This window comes from Pontibacillus marinus BH030004 = DSM 16465, assembly GCF_000425225.1.
GTDB classification, from domain to species: domain Bacteria; phylum Bacillota; class Bacilli; order Bacillales; family BH030062; genus Pontibacillus; species Pontibacillus marinus.
In genome coordinates, this window is record NZ_AULJ01000012.1 from 97069 (window position 1) to 120611 (window position 23543).

A 23543-nucleotide genomic window follows, 5' to 3' on the forward strand; every position below is an offset into this window, starting at 1 on the left:
ACGAATATCTTCCTAATCGACATTTATTTAACCTGATCATTCATCCACCAGTTTTAAAAATGACATCGTCAATAACACCATAATAATGCAGCCGGGTAGAGCGACTAAAACGGTTACGGTTTGAAGCGTGTTTAATCCACCAATAAATAATAAAGCAGTCGGTGGGATCGCTAATGCAAACGCCCAAAACAATCGGTTCCATCTTATGGGGTCCTCGTCCACTCTTTTTTGTGTGACAGCTGCGAGCATGTAAGACGATGTATCAAATGTTGTCGCCATAAAAATAATCGCGAGAATGGTGAAGAGAGCTACCATAACGGATCCAAGGGGAAGCGTGTGGATGATTGCGATAATCGCCTCATAAGCCAGTCCCTCTTGAATCATAGTAGGGATAGACAGCTCCTGATTCATTTGTAGAAACAAACCGTAATTTCCTAATACAAAAAAGAAAATCCAACACCCAAGTGAACCAAAAATGAGAGTCCCGAAAATCATCTGTTTTATCGTGCGGCCTTCAGAAACTTTCGCAATGAAGAGACCGATGAAGGGCGCATACACAATCCACCAAGCCCAGAAAAAGATAGTCCATTTTTCAGGGAATCCAGATTTGGCGATCGGATCGATCCAAGTGTTGAGCCTAAAGAAATTATTCATGATGAGCCCAACACTATTGGTGGATACTTCAAGTATAAAAATGGTTGGTCCGAAAATAATCACAATGAACAAAAGCAATACCACGAGGTACACATTCAAATCACTCAAGCGTTTTATCCCTTTATCTAAACCGGAATAGACGCTTACAGCGAATACGCTTGTACAAATAAAAAGTAAAGCGAGGTCTAACATGAAGTTATGCTCAATGCCTGTTACTTTTTCAACGCCAGCCGCCATCATCGGAATCGAGATGCCAAGAGACGTCCCGGCTGCCCCTAATAAGCCCATCACAAAACATAAATCGATAATTTTCCCAACGATCCCATCTGCATAATGTTTTAAAACAGGACGACATGCCTCGCTAATTTTTAAAACCGATGTCCCTTTTACATGATACAAATACGCAATCGGAAGGGCAGGCAAGCAATAAATCGCCCAAGCCGTAGGACCTGAATGGAATAGACCATAGGCTGCACTCCATTCAACAGCTGGTGTGGTTTCAGGCATGAGACCGAGTGGTGGATTCATATAATAATAGGCCCACTCAATCGTCCCCCAGTAAATTACCCCTGATCCGACACCCGCACAAAAGATCATCGCAATCCAGCTGAAATTTGAAAATCGAGGTAAAATCCCGCGTGTTCTGGAAAGCTGAATACGTCCATATTTACTAAAGGCTACCCATAATAAAAAAGCTAGAGAGCACATTCCAATCCATATGTACACAATCCCAACAATTTCATTCAGCTGCTGACGAATCACTGCAAAATAATCGTGGATCTGGGTGGGATAGAGAAAGATCAGCCCACTCATTAGCAAAAGAAGCCCCACGGCTAATAGAAAGAAGGGCCAATCCATTACCGATTTCTTCATTTATGTACCCCCTAAGAAAACATACTTCCGTATTAGATGAATGTATGAGGTTGATAGGATGAATATGACAAGCTATCCATCGTTCTTTACCTCTTGGGAAAGATTAAATTTTTGGTAGATACGATTAGGTCCAATCGTTCTAATGTCTCACAATACTGAGGTTTGATCTCTCCGGTAAATGGAATGCCTTTCATATTTAAAAGATCTACAACAGCCTCATCGTGATACCAATCTCCTATTTGGGGAGAGGTGTGATGAACCTTCTTCCATACATGAGATAGTTGAGGACTATAGAAGCGAGGATAGTTATAGGAAATCGAACAATTTTTGAAACGCGGAGGATAAGATACCCCAGGTACTGCCTCTTTTTTATCCTGGAAAACATTCGACCAATAATCTTGTCGGGAACCAGTATGAACCTTATTTTTAGCCCACTTTGATATGAAAGGAAGTTTGTCAGAAAACAAAAGGGTGTACAAGCTTTTGCCGAATTCTATACGTTTATATAATGAGGCGAAGTGATGAACGGTAGCTCCAACTAATTTAATTTCATTATTTTCTTCACAAGGAAAAAGCATTTGATTCATGCTTAATACATCCTGAAGTTGGAACTCGAGTATATCTAACACAGATTGCTGGTACGTTGGGTTTTGAATCACACGGTCCTCTATGTAATGTTGTTCGTTTATAATCAAGGCTATGGAAAGGAGTTCTTGATTTGGCTCTTTCCAAAAATGCTCCCACATTGCTTTCATAAATACTGATACGCCGAAATAAGGTAGAAGATAAAAGAGCGATTTTTGCTTTCTTTTGCTCTCTTCATAAAGGAGAAGTTGAGGGAAGGCATCTTGGAAAATGAGCCAATTCCCACGTTCTAGCATGTGAAAGAAATCGTTTTGTTCTTTTGGTGATAAGAGTTTCGGCAAGAATTCTCCTTTAAGGTCCGTCATGTTCCACCCTGCATTACGGGAAACCATATGGGCAAGAAGAGACCATTGGATTTCAGGGTGTTTTTGATAGTAGTCCAAGTAGGCTTTTGTTCGCATGATGTTGTTTTTGTTAAGGAGTTGCGTTTTGTCTTGAATCGTTTTGAGGAGATGTTTGTCTTTGGGAGATAAGGTAGGAGAAGTGTGTAGTTGATGGTCGTGTAAGGCTTCTTTAAATGGTGAGATATCTTTTGTATTCTTTTTCATTACATTAAAGAAACGAATCATAATCATCTCCTCTGGCTTCGTCTACTAGTATTGTATGGTTAGCTGTTCAATAAGATGATGCATGGGAAAAATATCAATTTGCTATAATCCCAAACCTCTAGTAGAATTCTTTAAGGACATATAAATAGCTCGCAAACGGCGAGAGAGGTTCTAGCTAAACCCTCTTTAAAAAACTAAGATAACAGCATGCCTGGTCTTAGGTGTGCTGTTTTTCTTTTTAACAAAGGAGAAAGCAACATGATGAATAAAAAAGCAGTTGTTGTATTTAGTGGTGGTCAGGACAGTACCACATGCCTATTCTGGGCAATGAAGCATTTTGATGAAGTAGAAGTTGTAACCTTTAATTATAATCAGCGCCACGCTCTTGAAATTGAGTGTGCGAAAAATATCGCAGAAGAAGTGAATGTTAAACATCATATTTTAGATATGGCTCTTTTAAATCAGCTTGCGCCAAACGCGTTAACCCGTGATGATATTGAAGTGAAAGACGGGGAAGATGGCGGGCTACCATCTACCTTTGTACCTGGACGAAATCTATTATTCTTGTCTTTTGCCGGTGTCTTAGCAAGCCAGGTTGGAGCGAAGCACATTATCACTGGCGTATGTGAGACAGATTTCAGTGGTTATCCAGATTGCCGCGATGCCTTCGTAAAATCCTTGAACGTAACACTGAACCTATCTATGGATCAGGATTTTGTCATTCACACACCTCTAATGTGGTTAGACAAAAAAGAAACGTGGGCACTTGCTGATGAATTGGATGCCCTAGAATTTGTACGTGAGAAGACACTAACGTGCTATAACGGTGTTATTGCCGATGGTTGTGGCGAATGCCCGGCATGTGAATTACGTCGAGCTGGCTTAGATGAGTATTTAGCATCTGTTGAAGAGGAGGCGAAGTCATGAGTGAAGGGATGTTCGGATTTCGCATTGTAGAAGATCTTGAGAAAATTGATCAGGACATTCAGCGTTCTGAGCTTAAGTATCATAACAAACGCGTTATGGTAAGCAAAGAGTTCACTTTTGATGCCGCTCACCACTTACATTGCTATGAAGGGAAATGTAAAAACCTTCACGGTCATACGTACAAAGTCGTTTTTGGAATCAGTGGCTTTGTGAATGATATTGGTCTTGTTATTGATTTTGGTGACATTAAAGAAATCTGGAAAAATGAAATTGAAATTTATCTAGACCATCGTTACTTGAATGAGACGCTTCCGAAAATGAATACGTCGGCTGAAAACATGGTGGTTTGGATTTATGAAAAGATGAGCGAATCGCTAAAAAATCGTGAGGATCAATACGATGGTGCTCGCGTTGAATTTGTTCGCTTGTTTGAAACGCCAACAAGTTACGCAGAAGTGAAAAGGGAGTGGATGGAAGTTGAGTAAACTCCCTGTATTAGAAATTTTCGGGCCAACCATTCAAGGGGAAGGGATGGTTATTGGTCGAAAAACGATGTTCGTCCGCACAGCAGGATGCGACTATCGTTGCAGTTGGTGTGATTCCGCCTTTACTTGGGACGGATCCGCGAAAGATGAAATTCGTAAGATGTCTGCAGATGACATTTTTAATGAATTAAAGGAACTCGGTGGAACTCGGTTTAACCACGTTACGATCTCTGGCGGAAACCCAGCGTTACTTGCTGGAATGGATGCACTTGTTGAACAGTTGCATGATCATTCAATCGAAGTAGCCCTTGAAACACAAGGATCTAAATGGCAGGACTGGATGGGAAACATTGATGATTTAACGATCTCACCAAAACCGCCAAGTTCGATGATGAAAACCGATTTTGGAAAGTTAGATGCGATCATTAATGAGTTAAGATCACAGGATCGTGTTGAAAAGCACACTAGCTTGAAGGTTGTTGTGTTTAATGACGAGGACTTTGAGTATGCTGTTCATGTTCATGAGCGTTATCCTGATGTTCCGTTCTTTTTACAAGTCGGTAACGATGATACAAGTACCGCGGATGATGACAACTTAACTAGGGATCTTCTTAATAAATATGAATGGCTGATCAACAAAACGATGGAAGATGCCCGTATGAATAACGTGCGCGTTTTACCGCAGCTCCATACATTTGTATGGGGAAATAGTCGAGGCGTTTAAAGAAAACTTGCCGAATGCAAGCCTTTTAAGGCCCAGACAGAGGCTTAGTTGCACTTATACTTCATACATTCAAAATTCTCTACGTCGAATTGCTCCATTGCAAAAATTTTATATCTTAACGTGTAATTGGAAAAATCCCCAACAAGTCTGTTGGGGATTTTTTTAACTTTCAATCGTTATTAACTATCTTTTTCACTAGAAACTGTCGGAGCCAGTGGTGTAGTTGCTGGAAGGCATTGAATTCCACAGAAACAGTTTAAGTCAACTGTAAAGCATACGCCCGTTGCTTCAAGGTCACGTACACTGCTACCAGGGAAGAAATCACAGATATCCTTTTTGGAACCTGGTTCTGAACTACCTTCAGTAACTGGAAGTAGCAACTCAAGTCTTACACAGCATTCATCTTCATCGACAAAGTTTTTGGCGCGGAAGATTGGTGATTCCAGACAATCCAAAAACGTGCCTCCTGAACCGCCTAATGGTTTTTCAGCAATCGCTTTCCCTATAAAATACTCACAAGTTCCTTTACATAATAGTGTAAATGGAACTGTTGTTGCTGTACCATTTCCGCCAGTAGGAGAAAGCAAATCATTTATTGATTGCTCGCAACTTGAATCGCAACAATTGTCTTCAACAGCATCTTGAGCTCTTACAATTTCTCGTACTGTGTCACAAACACACTCACTTTTACCATGAGAACAACTCATACAAAATCCTCCTTTTTCCGATTTAATAATACATTATGTAGGTGAGAACCCTTTTGACTGTATGAATGTCCATGTTTTTGTGATGTTTATGTAGATGAAGGTTAAACAAATAGTAAACAATTCCCTAGCATGATTCTGGTGTGACAAGCCATTCTAATCATGAATGTGATTTTATAGGAGGGACCATAATGGCAAATCAGAATCAGATGAATGCGCAGGGTCAAAATGGGATGCAGATGCCACCAAACATGCAACAACAAAACATGAATCATGGTGGACATGAGATGTTTGATGCTCATGAAGTCATCGCATCGATTATTAGTATGCTGGACCAATATCAAATGTATGATCAACATATTCAAGACCAAGAGTTGAAAAGCATCTTAAATCGTCAATACACATTTATGACACAGCTTTACAACACCGTTGTAGAAAGTTTCAAAACTGGACAGGATCCAACTGTTCCAACACAGCAATACAAAATGCAACAAAATAACGATACCGTTTATGGTGTGAAACCTGGAAAACCTAAAAAGCCTAACCAATCCATTCAAGAATTATCTGACCAAGGATTATCTGCTTATATGTTAGGCCAAGTTAAGTCCCTAGCATCTCTAATGACCATGACGTCTCTAGAAATGACTAACCCTGTACTACGTCGTGAAATTGCGGATAGTGTACCGAACTTAATTGAGATGGGTTACGAGATCTTCCTTTACCAAAACAAGCACGGTTACTATCAAGTTCCACAACTAGCGCAACAAGACATGAATAACATGCTTCAGAGCTATGCGCCTGTACAAGGTCAAAACAAACCGTTAATGTAAATTATGTGAAGCTGGGTATAAGTCATGTGCTTATATCCAGCTTTTCTTTTGGGGTATCAGGTGGTTTAGTGGGGGAGCTTGGAATCTAGGAGGGGCGCCTGAATTTCAATGAGTATTGCCTAAATTTGAATAAGGAGCGCCTGAATCTGCTCGAGGGTCGCCTGAATAAAAGGTGTGACCGCCTGAATCCTAGCGTAATCGCCTGAACTCAAAAAAAACCGCCTGAATCGAAGAGGAAGTCACTATCCTAATAAAGAATCGTTAATACATACCAGCTTGTCCGAATACATTTAGTGCAAAAGAGAATTAAAGGTGGTTCCTATGGCTATTTTCTTTAGTTACATATTATTAGGCTTATCTCTATCAGCTCCAGTTGGTCCAATTAATGCTGCACAACTGGATAAAGGCATACGATTTGGTTTTATGAACGCATGGCTAGTTGGGATAGGAGGCATGATCGCAGATGCCTTATTCATGCTCCTTATTTATTATGGTGTAGCTCAATTTTTGGACACGCCTCTTATCAAAACGTTTCTTTGGTTGTTCGGATTTTTCGTATTATGCTACACAGGTGTGGCTACACAGGTGTGGAGAGTATTATGAATTCAAAATCAACGAGCACCAGTGGAACCTATGCTCGTGGTGAAACAAAAGGGAAATCATTCAGAATAGGATTTTTCATGGCAGTTTCAAATCCGCTCAATATTTTATTTTGGCTCGGAATTTATGGTTCTGTCTTAGCAAAAACCGCAGATTCATATAGCAATGTTCAACTTCTTCTTTATAGCTCAGGAATCTTTGTGGGGATTACGCTGTGGGATTTAACCATGGCAAGTGTAGCAACAGGAGCGAGAAAATGGTTTAATCATAAAGTTTTACAATGGATCTCCATTATTGCTGGGGTGATCCTGATTGGATTTGGATTGTATTTTGGAGCACAAGCTTTTCAGTTATTATTCTTATAAATAGACAGACACCCAGATGAGTCTCTCCTAATAGGATAAACGTGTAGCCTTAAGGAGGGACGTTTTGTGTCGTCTTTATATACGAAAAGTTGCATAGAGGAAACACCTGATCAACTGGAGCACTGGCAATGGTCAGCGTTCGAGCAATTCACATCCATGATGATTAATGAGAATCACCCCTATCCTTGTCTGCCAGGGAAGCAAGGCTTTCTAGCGGATTCATTGCGTTTTGGTTTTGCTGGAGATCCTCGAAATAAGGCAACAATAATACATCTAGCTCATTTATTAAAAACTTACGGAACCATTTCACGAGACACAGGTAAGTATGCCTCGCTCGTTATATTTTTTGATTCGAGAGAACTTGAGAAAGGATATACAGATGTTGATCATTATCAAAGCTTATTTTGGTCTATTTTGAGTCAGGTTCATGAACAAGACGAAAAGCCGTGGCCAGAGGAAATACCTGAGGATCCATCTCATCATGAGTGGGAGTTTTGCTTTGAAGGGGAGCCCTATTTCTCGTTTTGTGCTACTCCGGCACATACCCAACGCAAAAGTCGGTCATTTCCTTACTTCATGCTCGCTTTTCAACCACGATGGGTTTTTGATGAACTCAATGATTCCACTTCACTAGGACGAAAAATGAAGAAGGTCATTCGGGAGAGACTTGAGGGTTACGATGGAATGACGCCGCATCCAGATTTGAAGTGGTACGGCCAAAAAGATAATCATGAGTGGAAGCAATACTTTTTACATGATGATGATTCAACACCAAGCAAATGTCCGTTTATGCGGATGAAGCAGAAGTTTAAAGAGTTCGGGATAAAAAAGAGCTAAATCTCTTAATGGATTTAGCTCTTTTGCATGTTTTATTTTACTGTTCTGTTGGCATCATGGACTTCATCATAAGTTGATTTAATTTCTCTTCAAATTGTTTTTGAGTCATTGTATTTTCTTCTGTTGGGTTCATAGTAAATTCGATGCTTTCGTTAATACTCTTAAATTGATTCGTTACATTAACCGCTATAGAACCTTGTTGACCAGCTTCACTAGCTTCCATTTCCATATTGATTTCTTCTTTCTTAAGTTGATTATCTTCAATAGTCGTTTGCATGGAAACTTTATTGAATGACACATCTTCTAGACTCTTCTCAATGTCCTCCTTGCTGGCACCTTGAGGTAACTGATTATTTTCTTTAATTGAAGATTCAACTAGTGATATGATTAAATCTTTTACTTGTTTTCCTTTTAAGTTCAGTTCAATCTGATTTTCATTTTTCGTGAATTGGTCCTCAGAAAGTGATTTGATCATGTCCATCATTTGTTTGTTGTATTGTTCTTGAAGTTGTTTCTGGTCACCGTTTTTCGTAGAAGCACTCGCATCTAAAGCAACGTACTCTTTTTCAAATTGAAAGTCAGGTGAAACAGGTAAAAGTGGTACCATGCTCATGGCTTGTTTAATCGTTTCTGTTTTGATGTACACTTTCTGCTTTTTCATGTTGATATGCATAGGAACATCAAGATTGAAAGACATAGGACCTTGGCTCGTTTTGATATTTAATACGGCTTCTGTCATTTCCTTTTCCGTATCAACACGTACATCTGCTTGAAATTCAGCATTATTGATGAGGCCTAAGAACATTTGAGCGTTTGGCGCGTTGTTCATATCTTCTGACTGAACGTTTACGTCAATCGTTGAACTTGTTTCATATGTTTTGGCATCCATAAACCCTTGATAGGCTTGGACATATGTTTCTTTTGCTGACTGTCCGCAAGCGGTAAGTACGAATAATAGTGCTGTTACAGATAGTAAACTTAATATTTTTTTCATGTTGACTCCCCCCTGTATGTTATTTACACCGAGAACTAATGTAACATGATTGTAATAATTATAGGAATGAGAAATTTTTTCCTTTTTGATAGATCTGCTAAAATAGAGAATATTGAATTCGCAACCATGAAGGAGCATTAGACCTTGTTTAAAAGAAAACCAAGCCTGAAAGAAATTTTGTTTTTTGGTCTCGTATTGACCAACATCATCATTGAAATTCTAGAAGCTACCATGGATATTGATTTGTTTTGGTTGTTTTCCTTAGTTACAGTCGCGATCGTCATTTTAGGTTTTAATATTTATGGGAAATCAAAGGATCAATAGAGAAAGAGGGGGGAGATTGAATAAAATCTTCCTCTTCTTTTTTACGCGTTAAGAAAGTATAAAATTTTAGCAATGGAGCAATTCGACGTAGAGAAAATTTTGAAAGTATGAAGTATAAGCTATGGCTAAGCCTCTGTCTGCGCCTTTAAGGCTTGCCAATCGGAAAGTTTTCTTTAGGTTGATTAATTTGGTTTTAAAGTGCAGCCTTTAGCATGTTTTTTCTCTCGATGGAAAAGGTAAAGTTGGAGAGTTTTCTTTTAAGGAGAATGATGACATGACAATAAATCCGAATTGTTGGAATGAACATGGTGAGCTGAAAACTGTGGTCGTAACGGCGCCTTCTGTTTGGGATGTTCCTGATCAGCAAACTGCTACAGATGTACAATGGGAGAAACCTGTTGATCGAAAAAAAGCGTACAAGAACCATGAAAAAATGGTGCGTGCTTTGGAAAGAGCAGGAACGAAAGTCATTGATTATGCCGACTATTTACCAAAAGAGTCTCGAGATTTAAATGAAAAGTTATTAAATCGATATTTTGTTCGGGACCTGGCATGTGTATTTGGTGAAACGGTTTTACCCGGGGGAGCAGGAACTTCGATGCGGAAACCAGAATATGTTCAAGCTCATCAGGTGATGAAGAATTGGTTTGAAGAAGATGTGTTTTTGTATGTAGGTTCTGAGCAAAAGCATCCTATGGAATTTGGGGATGTATTGATCTTAAACCGTGATGCAGTCTTCATTAATGTTGGTTTAAGGACAAGTATCGAAAGTTTAGAACACAACAAACAAGCCATATTTAATGCTGGTTTTTCGGAAATTGGAATAATTGATTTACCTAGAAGAGCCGATACCCTTCATTTAGATATGAATTGCAATATGGTGGGAGATGACATGTTGCTAGCTAGGTCATATATGCGTTATTTGCCTGTGCAGGTGGTCACTAGAGAAGGGAAACAATATATGATGCTACATGATTTTCTGGCTCGTCATCATATTAAAGCGATGTACACATCTAATGTGAGCAACACCGTATCGGATATCAATTTTCTTAATCTAGATCCAGAAACCATTTTGGTGAGCAGCCAGGCCAATCAGAGGATATTTTCAAAAGAATTAAATTTAAAAAAGAAGCAAGTGATCAAAATTGATGTAGAAGAGTTGGAAAAGGGCGGAGGTGGCATTCGATGTATGACATTGCCACTTGTACGTTCTTAACAATAAAAGAGCATTAAAAAAGGACTTCTCATTATGAGAAGTCCTTTGTTGGTAGTAAGACTACTGCTTAACTACGTTAGAAGCTTGTGGTCCACGGTTACCTTCTTCGATGTCGAATGTAACAGTTTGACCTTCTTCTAGTGATTTGAAACCTTCTTCTTGAATTGCAGAGAAGTGAACGAATACATCGTCTCCACCCTCAACTTCGATGAAACCGAAGCCTTTTTCTGCGTTAAACCATTTTACTGTACCTTTGTTCATTTCAATTCCTCCAGGTGCTAACTTAGCACGATATATTACTATTCTTGCTCTACACAATTATTCAAGATGACAATCACTACTGAATCATTTCTCTTTCAATAATCATTACCCGAACAAAAATAATGTAATTTTATTATAACAGATGAACCAAGGAATGCAAACATCTGACGAAAAAAGTTTTAATTATCCTCTCAAAATGGCTTCATGACAAGGGTTTTTAGCATTTATTTTGTAAGCTTAAATTCAGCAGCTAAAGGGAATGAAGCACTTTTCTCCTCCATATCAAATTCTTTAACAACACGGTACCTCCCAGGTTCTAGAGAATAATCCATTTGTGTTAAAGGTCGAGTGATAAGAAAGTTGAGTTACAAATTTCAGGAAAATTTATGTTCCGATGCATGATTTTCCATGATTCGTACAAGCTAATCTGTGATGTCTTTGAATCAAGTCTCTGGAATAGGTCTGAAGTCTTTATCCTCCTGAAGTATGAGGGAAGTTCGTGCTCGATGCCGTTAAGAAGGAAAGCGATCATGGATATACTTAAACTAACAAGAAAACAAGGAGAGATAAAACATGTTTAATGAATTTGAACTAAGTCATCAAATAGAAGAACGTCGTCCCAAATAAGTGCTTAACAAACTAAACAGGTGGTGAGCATAATGGTTGTAAATGAACATGAACTAAAATATTTAATTAGTGAACGTCGCCCTCGATAAAGAGAATTAGGTTTCAAATCACTAATCGTAAGGGGTGCGTTATGGGGAATAAAAAGAATAAAGAACATGAATAACCTTTCTTCTTCTCAAGCTTTCGTGAAGAGGGGAGGTTTTTTTTGATGTGAATTAAACAAGTTATTCTTCTGGTCTGACTCCCTCATCCTCCTGAAGTCTGAGAGAAGTTCGTGCTTGGTACCGTTAAGAAAAAATGTACTGAGAGATATACTTAAATTAACAAGAAAACAAGGAGAGATGAGCCATGTTAAACGAATTTGCATTGGGGCAGCAAGTAGAAGAACGTCGCCCGAAGTAAGCTGTTAACTGAAAACGAAGGAGGTAATTAGATGAATATTCATGAAATGGAATTAGAATATCTAATAAGTGAGCGTCGACTTCGATAAAAGCAGTACTGAAAAACGATTAGGTAAGGGGTGCGCTAAAGAATGACAAATCCAGAACTGAACCATTAACCTCTCTTCTTCATCACAATTTGCGATGAGGAGGAGAGGTTTTTATTTGTATACTAAGTTTTTACGTCTATTTTATTAGCTTTTTTTGTATAGATATAGTAGGTCTAATTTCATTGGAAGGAGGAGTTCAATGGGGATCCGTTTTATCAAATTAGCTACGATATACTTTTTAATTGGGATTGGATTAGGAATCTTTATGGAGATGGCTCATGACCATGCCTTAATGGGCGTACATGCACATATCAACCTTGTCGGCTGGGTTTCAATGGCACTTTTCGGACTTTTATATCACTATTTCCCGCAATTGGCGAACAACAAATTAGGTAAAGCCCACTTTTGGCTCCATAATCTGTCGCTCCCGTTATTTATGTTAGGGCTTGGATTCTTGCTTTATGGGAATGAATCTTTGTTACTTCTTGTCATTGTGGGGAGTAATGTATTAGCCATTAGTGTGATTGTTTTTGTAGTGAACGTGTTTAAAAATTTAAAAGTGGATACTTCATAAGGAAGAGGCCAGGTTGCTGAAGTTGCAGCCTGGTTTTTTATATTTAATCTGAGGGGGAGTCAGTGATAGGGCAGTATGTGGAATAAGGTCCAACCAAAAAGATGGGGGAGGGAGGGCATACGGAAAAAATCAATCCTGAAAGAGGTAATTATTCCGAATAGGGGCTTGATATGGAATAATTCGATCCTAGATGAGATCAATTATTCCGAATAGAGGTTACATAAGGAAAAACTCCATTCTGAAAGAGATTATTTTTCCGAATAGAGTCCCCGCCCCCATCATACTGCTCCCAACTCACCCCAGTTCCAAGTCTTCAAAACAAAACCGAGCTCACCACCGCGAGCTCGGTTCTCCTAAAGCATTACACTTCTTTCAAATCAAATGAAGCAACACGCCCTGTTTGAGGATTATACGTCACACTACCCTGAACTTTTAAGGTTTCTTGTGGAGATTGGAGCGTGAATTCATAAACTTCTTTGGTTTGGTTACTCGACACCTCAGTCTTTGAAACCGATTTATAATCCGTGATTTGATAATTTGGATAAGCTGTTTGCGTCACATTCATTAAGTACTTTCCCCATTCACTGCTTTCTTGTTCAGGTGAAATAGGTGTGATTTGTACGTTAATGATTCCAGCATCAAGATTGGCTCCTAATGCTTGAAAGGCTTTGCGGTGCAGGTTAATTTTGTTTTCTGGATAGTTGGGTACCTTATCCACTACGGTTACCGTAATTTCTTTTTGATTATTGGAAGAAAGGTTTTTTACTTTTAATTTTTGACCACACTTGTAAGGTGAATTTTCACTAACAGCAGTGGTCATATAGTTGTTTGTAGACCAGGGTGTATTACATGCGGTATCAGCCCCACCCTCTGTCCAAGATGCTTGACCTTGAACGGATTGTTGACGGTAATAAAAATTCGGATAATAGCCTCGTTGATACGGGTTATAAGGTTGAGGTACATAAGCAATAGGGTAAGGACTGTATACATACGGATTTCCATATTGATCATAAGCGTACATCATGCAAACTCCTCCTTCGGTAGACATTCTCCACTATTGATAAGGTATGATGTAGACAGCTTGGCTCATGACTGGCAATCTTTAAAAAACTAAAAAGTAAACTGGAGGGATTCACCTTGAATGAAAACTGGAGTAAAGTATTGCAAAAACTGCAAAAGGATATTCCAAAACCATCTTTTGAAACATGGCTGTCCAAAACTACGGGCGAAGTGCAAGGGGAGATAGTCGTTGTACATGCACCTGATGAATTTGCGCGGGACTGGATTGACTCGCGATATAAAGACCTTATTCGAAAAGCAGCCGAAGATGTGACTGGAAAAGAAGTCAATGTGGTGGTGCAATCAGGCTTGGAGGAAGTTGAACACGTTCAACCTCTATACGAATCATCAGCGAAACCTGTGCCATCGCTCGAGGAAAGAGTTAAGAAGATTGAAAAGCATTTAAACTTGGAAGACGATCAGCAAGAAGATCCTGTTTCCTATATCACAGGTCAAATCCTCGCTTTAGATCACAAGGCACAGAAAAAGCTTATTCAAACGCTACAAAATGAACATGAGCTGCCGATTCTAGAATGGACGCAAGATAAAGAAACATAAATCCATAAATCTATGTTAGGATAGTTTCACGAAGATTTTGGGGGAAGAACGATGACAACAATTAACGATATAGCAAAAATGGCCAACGTATCTCGAACCACCGTATCGAGAGCGTTAAATAATAGTGGATATGTTAGTGAAGATGTTCGTAAAAAAATAATGAGCATTGTAGAAGAAACTGGATACATGCCAAGTGTGTCGGCAAAATCCCTGCGTACGAAGCGCTCAGGTGTTATTGGGATCATTTTGCCACGCATTTCAACAGAAACAGCGAGTCGTTTGGTGAATGGGATCAATGATGTGCTATCAAAGCAAGGGTTTCAAATTCTATTAACCGATACAGAACTACAAAAGGATAAAGAGATCGAATACATTCGTTTGCTGAAAAGTCGTCAGGTTGATGGGATTATTTTATCTGCAACGAATATTAACGATGAGCTTTTACAAACGATTCAGGATGTTGACTTACCCTTTGTCTCATTAGGACAAGACTTTCCTGGGGTGACGTCTGTTGTTTATGATGACTACGCTGCTTCTGTTGATGTGACGAATATGTTGATTCAGAAAGGGTATGACAAAATTGCGTTTATTGGTGTAGGGGAAGAGGACCCGTCTGTAGGTTATGAACGTAAACAGGCATACCTTCAAACGATGGCAAAGCATGATTTACCTGTTCAGGATCATTGGGTTGAAACGGGAGATTTCTCAATTGAATCTGGATATGAAGGTATGAAACGTATCTTGCAAAATCATGATGCACAACCTAATGCGGTTTTTGCCGTAACAGATCGAATGGCGATAGGTGCTATGGAATACTTGAAGGAACAAGGATATAAAATACCAGAAGATGTAGCAGTGACTGGAATAGGTGCATCGGTTATGTCGAAGTATGTCTCGCCTTCTCTTACTACAGTAGACTATTTCAACAAAGAAGCTGGTGAAGAAGCCGCTCGTGCTCTATTAGGGCAGTTGCAGGGAAAAAATACAAGCAAAAAAATTAAGAATTCCTATAGACTCATTTTGAGAGATAGTGTATAGTGTGACGTAGAAAAAATCATATATGTAATCGTTCACACATTATTTTTTTAGAGAGAAATATAACCGCTTTCATATTTATTTTAGCAAATATGTAAACGATTCCTTGTTTGGGATGAAGCGGCTGGTTAACAATGATAATTTTTTTGAGTGATGTGTAATCGATTACACATATGAATCAGGTGAGGAGGAACCAATATGGCAAGCAATAAACAAATTGCACAAAGCGTTATTGAAGCGCTTGGAGGTCATGAAAACATTCAGTCCGTTGCCCATTGTGCGACACGTCTTCGCGTTATGGTGCATGATAAGGACAACGTTGATGTATCAAGCTTAGAAGAAGTTGAAAAAGTAAAAGGAGCTTTCTACAATTCCGGACAGTATCAAATCATCTTCGGAACAGGAACGGTAAACAACGTTTACAATGAAGTTGTAAACCTAGGTGTTACAGGTACATCAAAATCAGAATTAAAAGAAGATGCAAAACAACAAGGAAACTGGTTCCAACGTGCGATTCGTACATTCGGTGATGTATTCGTACCCATCATTCCAGCGCTTGTTGCTACAGGTTTATTCATGGGACTTCGTGGTCTCGTTTTACAAGAAGAAATTTTAGCATGGTTCGGGTTAACGCCTGAAAGCGTACCAGAAAACTTTATTACACTCACACAGGTTTTAACTGATACAGCATTTATATTCCTGCCAGCATTGGTAGCGTGGTCAACGTTCAAAGTATTTGGGGGAAATCCGACCATAGGACTCGTCCTCGGACTCATGCTCGTTTCCCCATCCTTGCCAAACGCTTGGGCAGTAGCTGGTGGAGACGCTGAACCAATGACATTCTTTGGATTCATTCCTGTACTAGGTTATCAAAGTTCAGTACTACCGGCCTTTATAGCAGGTATAGTCGGAGCCAAACTTGAAAAAGTCGTACGAAAGAAAGTGCCAGAAGCATTAGATCTTGTTGTTACACCATTTTTAGTATTACTCATTATGATTACGCTTTCATTATTTGCGATTGGACCAGTCTTCCACATCGTTGAACAAGGTATTTTCGAAGCAATGCGCTTCTTACTTGAACTTCCATTTGGTTTAAGTGGTCTAATTATTGGTTTTGTGAACCAAATCATTGTTGTTACAGGTGTACACCACATCTTTAACTTCTTAGAAATTCAGTTATTAAACAATCTTGGATACAATCCATTTAACCCAATCATCACAGGAGCAATCGCCGCTCAAGGTGGTGCAGCACTAGCTGTAGGACTTAAAACAAAAGGGAAGAAACTACGTGCATTATCCATTTCTTCTGCAACATCTGCATTCTTAGGAATTACAGAGCCGGCAATCTTCGGTGTTAACTTACGCTACGTGCGACCATTCATTATGGGACTTGTTGGTGGGGGAGTTAGTGGTTTCTTAGCTTCCATCATGGGTCTTAAAGCAACAGGAATGGCCATCACTGTACTACCAGGTGCATTATTATATCTAAATGGACAACTGTTCGGTTATTTCTTAATCAACATTGTTGCCGTTGCAGTAGCATTCGCTCTAACATGGATGTTTGGTTTCAATGATAATATGTTAGATAAAAAGGAATAAAAAATAGAAGAGAAGACCTTTTCTCAGAAAGGTCTTCTTGCTATTTATTTAATGTAAGGAGATGAACAACATGACAAAAGGGATTATTACACTTGGAGAAGCGTTAATCGACTTTATACCAACTGACCATACTAATATGACGTATCAAAAGAATCCAGGAGGGGCGCCAGCCAATGTAGCTGTAGGAGCTGCACGACTTGGTGCAAAATCTACTTTTCTTTCAAAAGTTGGACAGGATGTACTTGGCCGATTTTTGAAAGAAACATTAACGAATTATGGCGTTGAAACATCAAACATGTCTTTTTCTGATGATGCAAACACAAATATTGTATTTGTCACCTTAGATGAAAACGGCGAACGCAGTTTTGAGTTCTATGTCAATCCTTCAGCGGATCAGAAACTTTCAAAATCCGATATTCATGAAGATGTATTTGCTGAGCATAATGTTTTTCATTTTGGTTCTATTTCATTAATCAAAGAACCTGCTCGAAGCGCTACAATGTATGCGGTAGAACAAGCAAGAAAAGCTGGTGTTATGGTTTCTTATGATCCAAACCTACGCATGAGCTTATGGGATAGTGAGGAACAAGCTCGAGAGCAGATGGTATCTGTGTTCAACCAAGTTGATGTTCTCAAAATCTCTGAAGAAGAACTTGAATTTATTACAGGTGAGCATTCTATAGAAAAAGGAATCGAGAAGCTTAAAGAGCAGTACAACATTCCGTTGATTTTTGTCACATTGGGAGCTGAAGGAAGTTATGTGTTTACTGAACATGGCTCAGCACAAGTGGATGCTCTTCAAGTTGAAGCTGTTGATACTACTGGAGCTGGAGACGCCTTTGTTTCAGGCATACTTTATCAGTTAAGCGAACGCTCTGGAGATATTCTTTCTATTTCAGTGGAGGATGCGGTTTATATGGCTAGGTTCGCAAGTGTCTCTGGTGGATTGGCCGCGTCATCAAAAGGGGCTATGACAGCACTACCTGACCGACAACATGTAAAGAACATCCTTGAGAATGGACAGTAAGGAGATTGTTTTATGAACCGTGACCAACAACTACGAGAGATGGCAGAAAAAGAAGTACAGCAATATCAATCTATTGTCGAAAAAGATCCGTATCGCCAGAATTATCATATGATGCCACCTGTCGGATTATTGAATGATCCTAATGGGTTTATTCAGTGGAAGGGAACTTATCATATGTACTTTCAGTGGATGCCTTTTGATACGACTCATGGTGCTAAGTTTTGGGGGCACTATTCCTCTGAGGATTTAGTGAACTGGGAGTTAGAGCCTGTTGCTCTTGCACCGAGTGATTGGTACGACAAGAATGGCTGTTACTCAGGAAGTGCAGTCGATGATGATGGCTTACTTAAGGTTTTCTATACGGGAAACGTAAAAGATGAACAAGGGAACCGGGAAACCTACCAATGTTTGGCTGAGTCTGTGAATGGGATCGATTTCACAAAGAAAGGTCCTTTAATTCACTTACCTGAAGGGTTTACTCCACATTTTCGTGATCCTAAAGTTTGGAAAGAGGCTGGAAAATGGTTCATGGTTGTGGGTGCTCAAACGCTTGATTTAGAAGGAAGCGTTGCCTTATTTGAATCAGAGGACTTAGAGAACTGGGTGTATAAAGGTGAGCTTTCGAGTTCCAATGGAGAGCTTGGGTATATGTGGGAATGTCCTGATTTATTTCCTTTAGGCGGTCAGCATGTTCTGGTCTTTTGCCCACAAGGGATGGAAGCTGATGGGATGTATTATAATAATGTGTATCAATCTGGTTATGTTGTTGGAGACTTTGACCCTAAACAGGCTACGTTTAACCATGATTCCTTTGTAGAATTAGATCGTGGCTTTGAGTTCTATGCTCCTCAGACCACAGAGGATGAGCATGAACGGAGACTTCTTGTGGGGTGGATGGGCATCCCGGATCAAAATGAAGAGCATCACCCTACCATTGAGTATCGTTGGATCCACAACTTAACTTTGCCACGTGAGTTAAAGTTACAGGATGGCAAAGTGTATCAGATGCCTGTTGAAGAGTTGAAGAACCTAAGAAGAGAAGAAGTAAGCTCTTTTAAGTTGGAAAAAGGCTATGTAGAAAAAGAGATTCCAAAATCCTCTGAGATTGTTGTTGATATTGATTCTTCAAAGAAATCCATGGTGTCGGTGGACCTCTATGATTTTGCTAAGATTACCTACAACAGAGCTGAGAGATCCGTTACCTTACACCGCAAAAGCTTAGTAGATGGTTCGATCGAGGAGAGAAGCTGTACGTTAGAAAATCCTTTAAAAGAACTTCGTTTATTCTTAGATCAATCCACCTTGGAGCTTTTTGTGAATGGGGGAGAAGAAGTATTCACCTCTCGCATGTTCCCGGATGTAACAAAAGAGAATGTTCGCTTTGATGTTCAAGGTGATACGCATCTTGAAGTAAAGGCTTGGGAATTAGGATAGAAGATAACTTCATAATTTAGAAAAACAGTTCAATTACAAGGATAATTGAGCTGTTTTTTATATTGTAAAAGAAATACTGGTTATTTATGTTAAAATGGATGGAAGTTTTGTTTCGGCAAAACAATTAAACTTCTAAAATATGAGAGTAGGGATAAGTTGAAAAAGTTAATGTGGGGCGTGATTGTGGTCTTATTGATTTCTATATCTGGATTGTATTTTTTCCGAGCTTATCCTGAGTGGCTAAAAGAAGATATTTATCAACAAAATGGCTATACATTACAAGCCTTGAATAAAAAAGAACCGATCACATTTGAGTTCAAAAAGGACTGGATGGATATACAGGAAGAGACAGACATAGGCATAAATGAAGTTATCCAAACAAAAGGTGCTTCTACTGTTACGTTAGAGAGTGTTTACCGAGATAATGGACAATACCATATATCCTTAAATATAAAGCAAGATTTTAATAGCACAACAGAGGGGCGTTTCTTAAGTTTTTATGAAATAAAGAAAAACTCTTTTGCAGTCAGAGATGGGCGTGCAATGTGGAGTTTCTACACCATGGATCGTGAGCAAATAGATGGAACATTCCTAATTGGTGGCCAAGGATCTGGGCCTGGAGAAGATATTAAAGTGAAGCTTAATGTACATCAATTAAGTGAACTTGAGAAACCATTCCGTATTAAGGCTGGTGTATTTTTGTATCAATATCAAAAGCTATGAGACTTTGATTTAATTGGAGGATGGAGTCCAGACCATGAAAAGATTTGTTATCATCACTGTCGGTAAAACCCATAGCGGGAAAACGACTTTTGCTAGAGAATTAGAGGAACAGCTCAAAAATTCTGTTGTGATTGATCAAGATAATCATGCTGAGTTTATAAATACGCATTATAGAAAATTATTGCCTCAAGAAGGTCCTAATACATTCAAGCATACAATCTCCCAGGCTGTTGTAGATTATGCTGTTGAAAAGACTGATTGTCATCTTATTATTTGCAATTCAAACCGATCACGTAAGGGTCGGGTGGATTTGCTTGAACAGTTTCATACAAAAGGATTTGTAAGTATAATTGTTGATTTTGATTTACCAGATCATGTTCTTCAGAAGCGAGTTTCTGAAAGTGAGCGTAGTACAACCATATTTAAAAACCCTACGACTTTTGAAAAGGTACTTACACGACAACAAGGGGAGGCTCATGCGATCGCACCAGGCGAGGGGGAAGCGGATCATTTATTTGTTATTGGAGACCCAAGTGAAGTGCAAGATGTATCTCGAAACATTGTAGATATTGTTCAAAACGGTAAGGGAAGTATTTGATTGAAATGCGGAGGTGACTCATGAAGGGAGAGGCTGTAATGGATACATTAGATCAAAATAGCAAAGCTTGGGATAAGAAAGTAGAAGAGGGAGTAGGGTACACATTACCCGTTAGTAAAGAAGAGATTGAAAAAAGTAAAGCAGGCGATTGGAGTATAAAAATGACACCGAATAAAGCTGTTCCTAGAGAATGGTTTCCGGAATCCTTAGAGGGTGTGAGCATTCTTTGTTTAGCATCTGGTGGTGGTCAGCAAGCGCCAGTATTAGCTGCAACGGGTGCTGAGGTAACAGTTGTAGATTTGTCTGCAAAACAATTAGAACAAGATCAAGCAGTAGCAGAGCGGGATGGATTACATATTAAAACCGTGAAAGGAAGTATGACGGATCTCCATTTTTTCAGAGATGAGGAGTTTGATGTGGTCGTTCATCCCGTTTCCAACTTATTTGTAGAAGATGTATCCTCTGTTTGGCAGGAAGCTTCAAGAGTTTTAAAAGATGAAGGAACGCTCATCGCAGGGTTTACGAATCCCATTCTTTTTATTTTCGATGATGAAGAGGATATGAAGGGGAATTTAGTCGTCAAAAACGCCATACCATCTTCCTCATTAGACCATTTAACAGAAGAAGAAGTTAAAGGTTATATTGAAGCTAACCATACAATTGAATTTGGTCATACATTAGAAGACCAAATCCAAGGACAAATCGATGCAGGATTTGTTATTGCAGGGTTGTATGAAGATGACTTTGGTGGAAGAAGGCCATTAGATGAATATATTAAATGTTTTGTGACTACAAAAGCTATTAAGAAGAAAATGGATTAGTTCATATATTAATTTGATCAATAAAAATGAGCGCATGCTATCAAAAGCATGCGCTCATTAAATAGGCAATTATTCTAAGCTTTCAGAAGTAACATCTTGAATGATCCAGTAGCCACCATCGTTTACAGTTAATGTGTACGTTGTTTTGATGTGGCCGTTTAGTTCGTTATCTGTTTCTTGCACAACTTTGTAATTACCGTTGCTTCCTTGTTTGAATTCAAAAGGTTGGTCGCTATCAAGGAACTTCGGACCATCCATAGCTTTTACATGAAGGGCGTCATCTTGCATTTCAAAATACGTGTTGATCAGCTCATCAGCCTGCTCTGCTGACATGAAATGCATAAAGTGTTCTTTCAACTTATCTTTCGTCTTGTATTCTTTTAATTCACCATCATCTTTTGTATAACTGATAACTTTCTTAAATGCTTCCTCATATTCTTCTAGCTCTGTTTGAGCACGATCCTTATTCATAGGATGCTTAGCTTCTGTGTTGTTGCTGTCTTTGTCTGAGCTTTGATTGTTTTCATCGTTATTTTCTTCATTATTTTGGGTATCGTCATTGTTTTTATCAGATTTACTTGATTCATCACTGTCATTATTATTCATGTCTGAATCTTTCTCGTCTTTGGTATTATCTTGATTTTCGTTTTGGTTTTTCTCCTCTTGTTGAGTTTTATCTTTCTCATCCTCGTTTTGATCTCCAGAAGTGTTGGAGTTTTCGTCACTACCGAAAGCGCAACCTCCAAGAACTAGTAATCCTGCTAATGATGTCGTTAAGATTTTTTTCATCTTTAAAAACTCCTTTCAATACATTCATATTTAGAAATAAATTGAATTCAATGCATTAAATTCCTTTTCATCCCATCTGTCGATTGGGACTTGCTGTGTGTTACAAAAATTTAAGGGAAATTTAGATTTAAATAAGAGGTAGTTAGGATCCATTTAACGTGCTTACCTCTCTTATGTTGTTGTTTTCCTTTTTAATAAATCTTAAAATAAAACCGGAATTCCTATTTATTTTTCAACCCATCTGTCGTAATTGTTGTTGCATAAGTTACAAAATGATTTCAATTTCTGTAACAAAAATATAAGAATGATACTCAAGGTTCATAAGCTGATGTGGTGAAAATAGGCAAAATATTGTATATTGAAGGTAAATGCTACTAATAGAGGTGTTGAATCATATGGATCGCGAAACGCTACATGAAAGAATTTATGCTCTTAAATATGTGATGGAGAGTGGCCAAGTTGATCTAGGCTCTCGACGCTATGAAATTGAAGATGACTTAGACCAAGTGAAAACGGCGAAGGATGGCATGGTCGACACTGATACAGTATCGCCAGCTCTTATGGAGATTATTAAAGCTACGTTAGAACAAGAACATTAAAAAGGCGAAAAAATCACATGTAGAATTAAAGCATATCTACATGTGATTTTTTGTTTGGATTTATACTATTCTTTAAAAGCATCCTCTAAATCGAGATCAGTACTTTTAGATGTAACGGCAAATAGTGACCTTTCCATAATCGACATAGCTTGTTCGTTATTTTCCTGTTTTTCAGAAGCGACGCAATCTGAAGGGACCCAAATCTTATACTCTCTCATGTACGCATCATTTGCTGTGAAGAGCACACAAATATCACCAGCCACTCCAGTTAATATTAAGTTTTTGATACCGAGTTGATTGAGTAAAATACTTAACTGAGTACCAAAGAATCCAGAATGTTTTGGTTTGATGATAAAGTAATCATCCTCTGAAGGGAGAAGCTCACGGATAATCTCAGCCCCGGGACCTTTTTGGCACTCTTCGATTAACTCATCAACATTGTCCTGCCATAAACCAAAGTTATCATTAACATAAATGATTGGAAGACCATTTTGTTTCATTTGGTTTTTTAACTGTTTAATGGGTCCGGTGATATGTCGAGTGTGATGAATTAAATCTTTTCCACCATCAAAATCCATTTTATTGATCATATCAATAATAATCAGGGCTGTATCCCGTTCCAT

25 protein-coding genes, 1 pseudogene and 1 riboswitch are annotated in these 23543 nt (G+C 38.8%); of the genes and pseudogenes, 18 read left to right on the forward strand and 8 right to left on the reverse strand.

Annotated features, from left to right (window positions below):
- Positions 1-36 precede the first annotated feature (36 nt).
- Both H514_RS22375 and H514_RS22380 read right to left on the reverse strand, forming a co-directional pair.
- Positions 37-1527, reverse strand: a complete 1491-nt coding sequence (locus H514_RS22375; RefSeq protein ID WP_051255003.1) for a BCCT family transporter — start codon at positions 1525-1527, stop codon at positions 37-39.
- Between the two features lie 86 nt (positions 1528-1613).
- On the reverse strand, positions 1614-2741 hold the full coding sequence (locus tag H514_RS22380; RefSeq protein WP_051255004.1) for a DUF2515 family protein: 1128 nt from the start codon (positions 2739-2741) through the stop codon (positions 1614-1616).
- A gap of 138 nt (positions 2742-2879) precedes the next feature.
- A riboswitch (PreQ1 riboswitch) is annotated at positions 2880-2924 on the forward strand.
- Positions 2925-2978: 54 nt separating this feature from the next.
- Between H514_RS22380 and queC the strand changes: the two genes are divergently transcribed.
- The 3 genes from queC to queE are packed head-to-tail and all read left to right on the forward strand — an operon-like array spanning position 2979 to position 4856.
- Positions 2979-3647, forward strand: coding sequence for a 7-cyano-7-deazaguanine synthase QueC (queC, locus tag H514_RS0102680; RefSeq protein ID WP_027445547.1), 669 nt, complete (start codon positions 2979-2981; stop codon positions 3645-3647).
- Positions 3644-4132 carry a 6-carboxytetrahydropterin synthase QueD gene (queD, locus tag H514_RS0102685; protein WP_027445548.1) on the forward strand — a complete coding sequence of 163 codons (489 nt, stop codon included), beginning with the start codon at positions 3644-3646 and terminating at the stop codon, positions 4130-4132. The genes queC and queD overlap by 4 nt, the downstream gene beginning before the upstream one ends.
- Entirely contained in the window at positions 4125-4856 is a 732-nt protein-coding gene (gene queE / locus H514_RS0102690) for a 7-carboxy-7-deazaguanine synthase QueE (RefSeq protein WP_027445549.1), read from the forward strand. Before queD ends, queE begins: the two co-directional genes overlap by 8 nt.
- Positions 4857-5035: 179 nt before the next feature.
- On the opposite strand, the gene H514_RS0102695 is transcribed toward queE, so the two are convergent.
- Positions 5036-5563 (reverse strand): CotY/CotZ family spore coat protein, encoded by a 528-nt coding sequence (locus H514_RS0102695; RefSeq protein ID WP_027445550.1) that lies wholly within the window; start codon positions 5561-5563, stop codon positions 5036-5038.
- Between the two features lie 188 nt (positions 5564-5751).
- On the opposite strand from H514_RS0102695, the gene H514_RS0102700 reads away from it, so the two are divergent.
- The 3 genes and pseudogenes from H514_RS0102700 (at position 5752) to H514_RS0102710 (ending at position 8192) form a co-directional block, all read left to right on the forward strand.
- Positions 5752-6390 carry a spore coat protein gene (locus tag H514_RS0102700; RefSeq protein WP_027445551.1) on the forward strand — a complete coding sequence of 213 codons (639 nt, stop codon included), beginning with the start codon at positions 5752-5754 and terminating at the stop codon, positions 6388-6390.
- A 321-nt stretch (positions 6391-6711) separates the two neighbouring features.
- A pseudogene (locus tag H514_RS22385) lies at positions 6712-7355 on the forward strand (LysE family transporter).
- Between the two features lie 66 nt (positions 7356-7421).
- A complete protein-coding gene (locus H514_RS0102710; RefSeq protein WP_027445552.1) occupies positions 7422-8192 on the forward strand; it encodes a YqcI/YcgG family protein in 771 nt (256 codons plus the stop codon).
- Between the two features lie 37 nt (positions 8193-8229).
- Here the strand turns inward: H514_RS0102710 and H514_RS0102715 are convergent, their stop codons facing one another.
- A complete protein-coding gene (locus H514_RS0102715) occupies positions 8230-9186 on the reverse strand; it encodes an LptM family lipoprotein (RefSeq protein ID WP_027445553.1) in 957 nt (318 codons plus the stop codon).
- A 144-nt stretch (positions 9187-9330) separates the two neighbouring features.
- On the opposite strand from H514_RS0102715, the gene H514_RS0102720 reads away from it, so the two are divergent.
- Positions 9331-9510 carry a hypothetical protein gene (locus H514_RS0102720; RefSeq protein WP_027445554.1) on the forward strand — a complete coding sequence of 60 codons (180 nt, stop codon included), beginning with the start codon at positions 9331-9333 and terminating at the stop codon, positions 9508-9510.
- Between the two features lie 274 nt (positions 9511-9784).
- A complete protein-coding gene (locus tag H514_RS0102725) occupies positions 9785-10726 on the forward strand; it encodes an arginine deiminase family protein (RefSeq protein WP_027445555.1) in 942 nt (313 codons plus the stop codon).
- 60 nt (positions 10727-10786) lie between these two features.
- Here H514_RS0102725 and cspD read toward each other — a convergent pair whose 3' ends face one another.
- A complete protein-coding gene (cspD, locus tag H514_RS0102730) occupies positions 10787-10987 on the reverse strand; it encodes a cold-shock protein CspD (protein ID WP_027445556.1) in 201 nt (66 codons plus the stop codon).
- Between the two features lie 1316 nt (positions 10988-12303).
- Here cspD and H514_RS0102735 point away from each other — a divergent pair.
- Complete coding sequence (locus tag H514_RS0102735; RefSeq protein ID WP_027445557.1) at positions 12304-12678, forward strand: hypothetical protein; 375 nt, start codon at positions 12304-12306, stop codon at positions 12676-12678.
- Between the two features lie 361 nt (positions 12679-13039).
- Here H514_RS0102735 and H514_RS0102745 read toward each other — a convergent pair whose 3' ends face one another.
- Positions 13040-13702: a DUF3889 domain-containing protein gene (locus H514_RS0102745; protein ID WP_231566575.1), complete on the reverse strand. Its 663-nt coding sequence runs from the start codon at positions 13700-13702 to the stop codon at positions 13040-13042.
- 113 nt (positions 13703-13815) lie between these two features.
- Between H514_RS0102745 and H514_RS0102750 the strand changes: the two genes are divergently transcribed.
- The 8 genes from H514_RS0102750 (at position 13816) to H514_RS0102785 (ending at position 21532) form a co-directional block, all read left to right on the forward strand.
- Positions 13816-14295 (forward strand): DnaA N-terminal domain-containing protein, encoded by a 480-nt coding sequence (locus H514_RS0102750; protein WP_027445559.1) that lies wholly within the window; start codon positions 13816-13818, stop codon positions 14293-14295.
- Between the two features lie 51 nt (positions 14296-14346).
- Positions 14347-15333 carry a LacI family DNA-binding transcriptional regulator gene (locus H514_RS0102755; protein ID WP_027445560.1) on the forward strand — a complete coding sequence of 329 codons (987 nt, stop codon included), beginning with the start codon at positions 14347-14349 and terminating at the stop codon, positions 15331-15333.
- A gap of 195 nt (positions 15334-15528) precedes the next feature.
- The gene (locus tag H514_RS0102760; RefSeq protein ID WP_027445561.1) at positions 15529-16929 is read left to right on the forward strand and encodes a sucrose-specific PTS transporter subunit IIBC; all 1401 of its coding nucleotides are present in this window, start codon (positions 15529-15531) and stop codon (positions 16927-16929) included.
- Between the two features lie 70 nt (positions 16930-16999).
- The gene (locus H514_RS0102765; RefSeq protein WP_027445562.1) at positions 17000-17956 is read left to right on the forward strand and encodes an aminoimidazole riboside kinase; all 957 of its coding nucleotides are present in this window, start codon (positions 17000-17002) and stop codon (positions 17954-17956) included.
- A 12-nt stretch (positions 17957-17968) separates the two neighbouring features.
- A complete protein-coding gene (locus H514_RS0102770; protein WP_027445563.1) occupies positions 17969-19390 on the forward strand; it encodes a glycoside hydrolase family 32 protein in 1422 nt (473 codons plus the stop codon).
- Between the two features lie 156 nt (positions 19391-19546).
- Positions 19547-20113: a hypothetical protein gene (locus tag H514_RS0102775; RefSeq protein WP_027445564.1), complete on the forward strand. Its 567-nt coding sequence runs from the start codon at positions 19547-19549 to the stop codon at positions 20111-20113.
- A gap of 34 nt (positions 20114-20147) precedes the next feature.
- Positions 20148-20711: an ATP-binding protein gene (locus tag H514_RS0102780; RefSeq protein WP_027445565.1), complete on the forward strand. Its 564-nt coding sequence runs from the start codon at positions 20148-20150 to the stop codon at positions 20709-20711.
- Between the two features lie 38 nt (positions 20712-20749).
- On the forward strand, positions 20750-21532 hold the full coding sequence (locus H514_RS0102785; RefSeq protein ID WP_027445566.1) for a class I SAM-dependent methyltransferase: 783 nt from the start codon (positions 20750-20752) through the stop codon (positions 21530-21532).
- A gap of 69 nt (positions 21533-21601) precedes the next feature.
- Here the strand turns inward: H514_RS0102785 and H514_RS23860 are convergent, their stop codons facing one another.
- Positions 21602-22321, reverse strand: coding sequence for a hypothetical protein (locus H514_RS23860; RefSeq protein ID WP_027445567.1), 720 nt, complete (start codon positions 22319-22321; stop codon positions 21602-21604).
- A 395-nt stretch (positions 22322-22716) separates the two neighbouring features.
- On the opposite strand from H514_RS23860, the gene H514_RS0102795 reads away from it, so the two are divergent.
- Positions 22717-22920 (forward strand): hypothetical protein, encoded by a 204-nt coding sequence (locus H514_RS0102795; RefSeq protein WP_027445568.1) that lies wholly within the window; start codon positions 22717-22719, stop codon positions 22918-22920.
- A 65-nt stretch (positions 22921-22985) separates the two neighbouring features.
- Here H514_RS0102795 and H514_RS0102800 read toward each other — a convergent pair whose 3' ends face one another.
- Positions 22986-23543, reverse strand: coding sequence for a cysteine hydrolase family protein (locus H514_RS0102800; protein ID WP_027445569.1), 558 nt, complete (start codon positions 23541-23543; stop codon positions 22986-22988).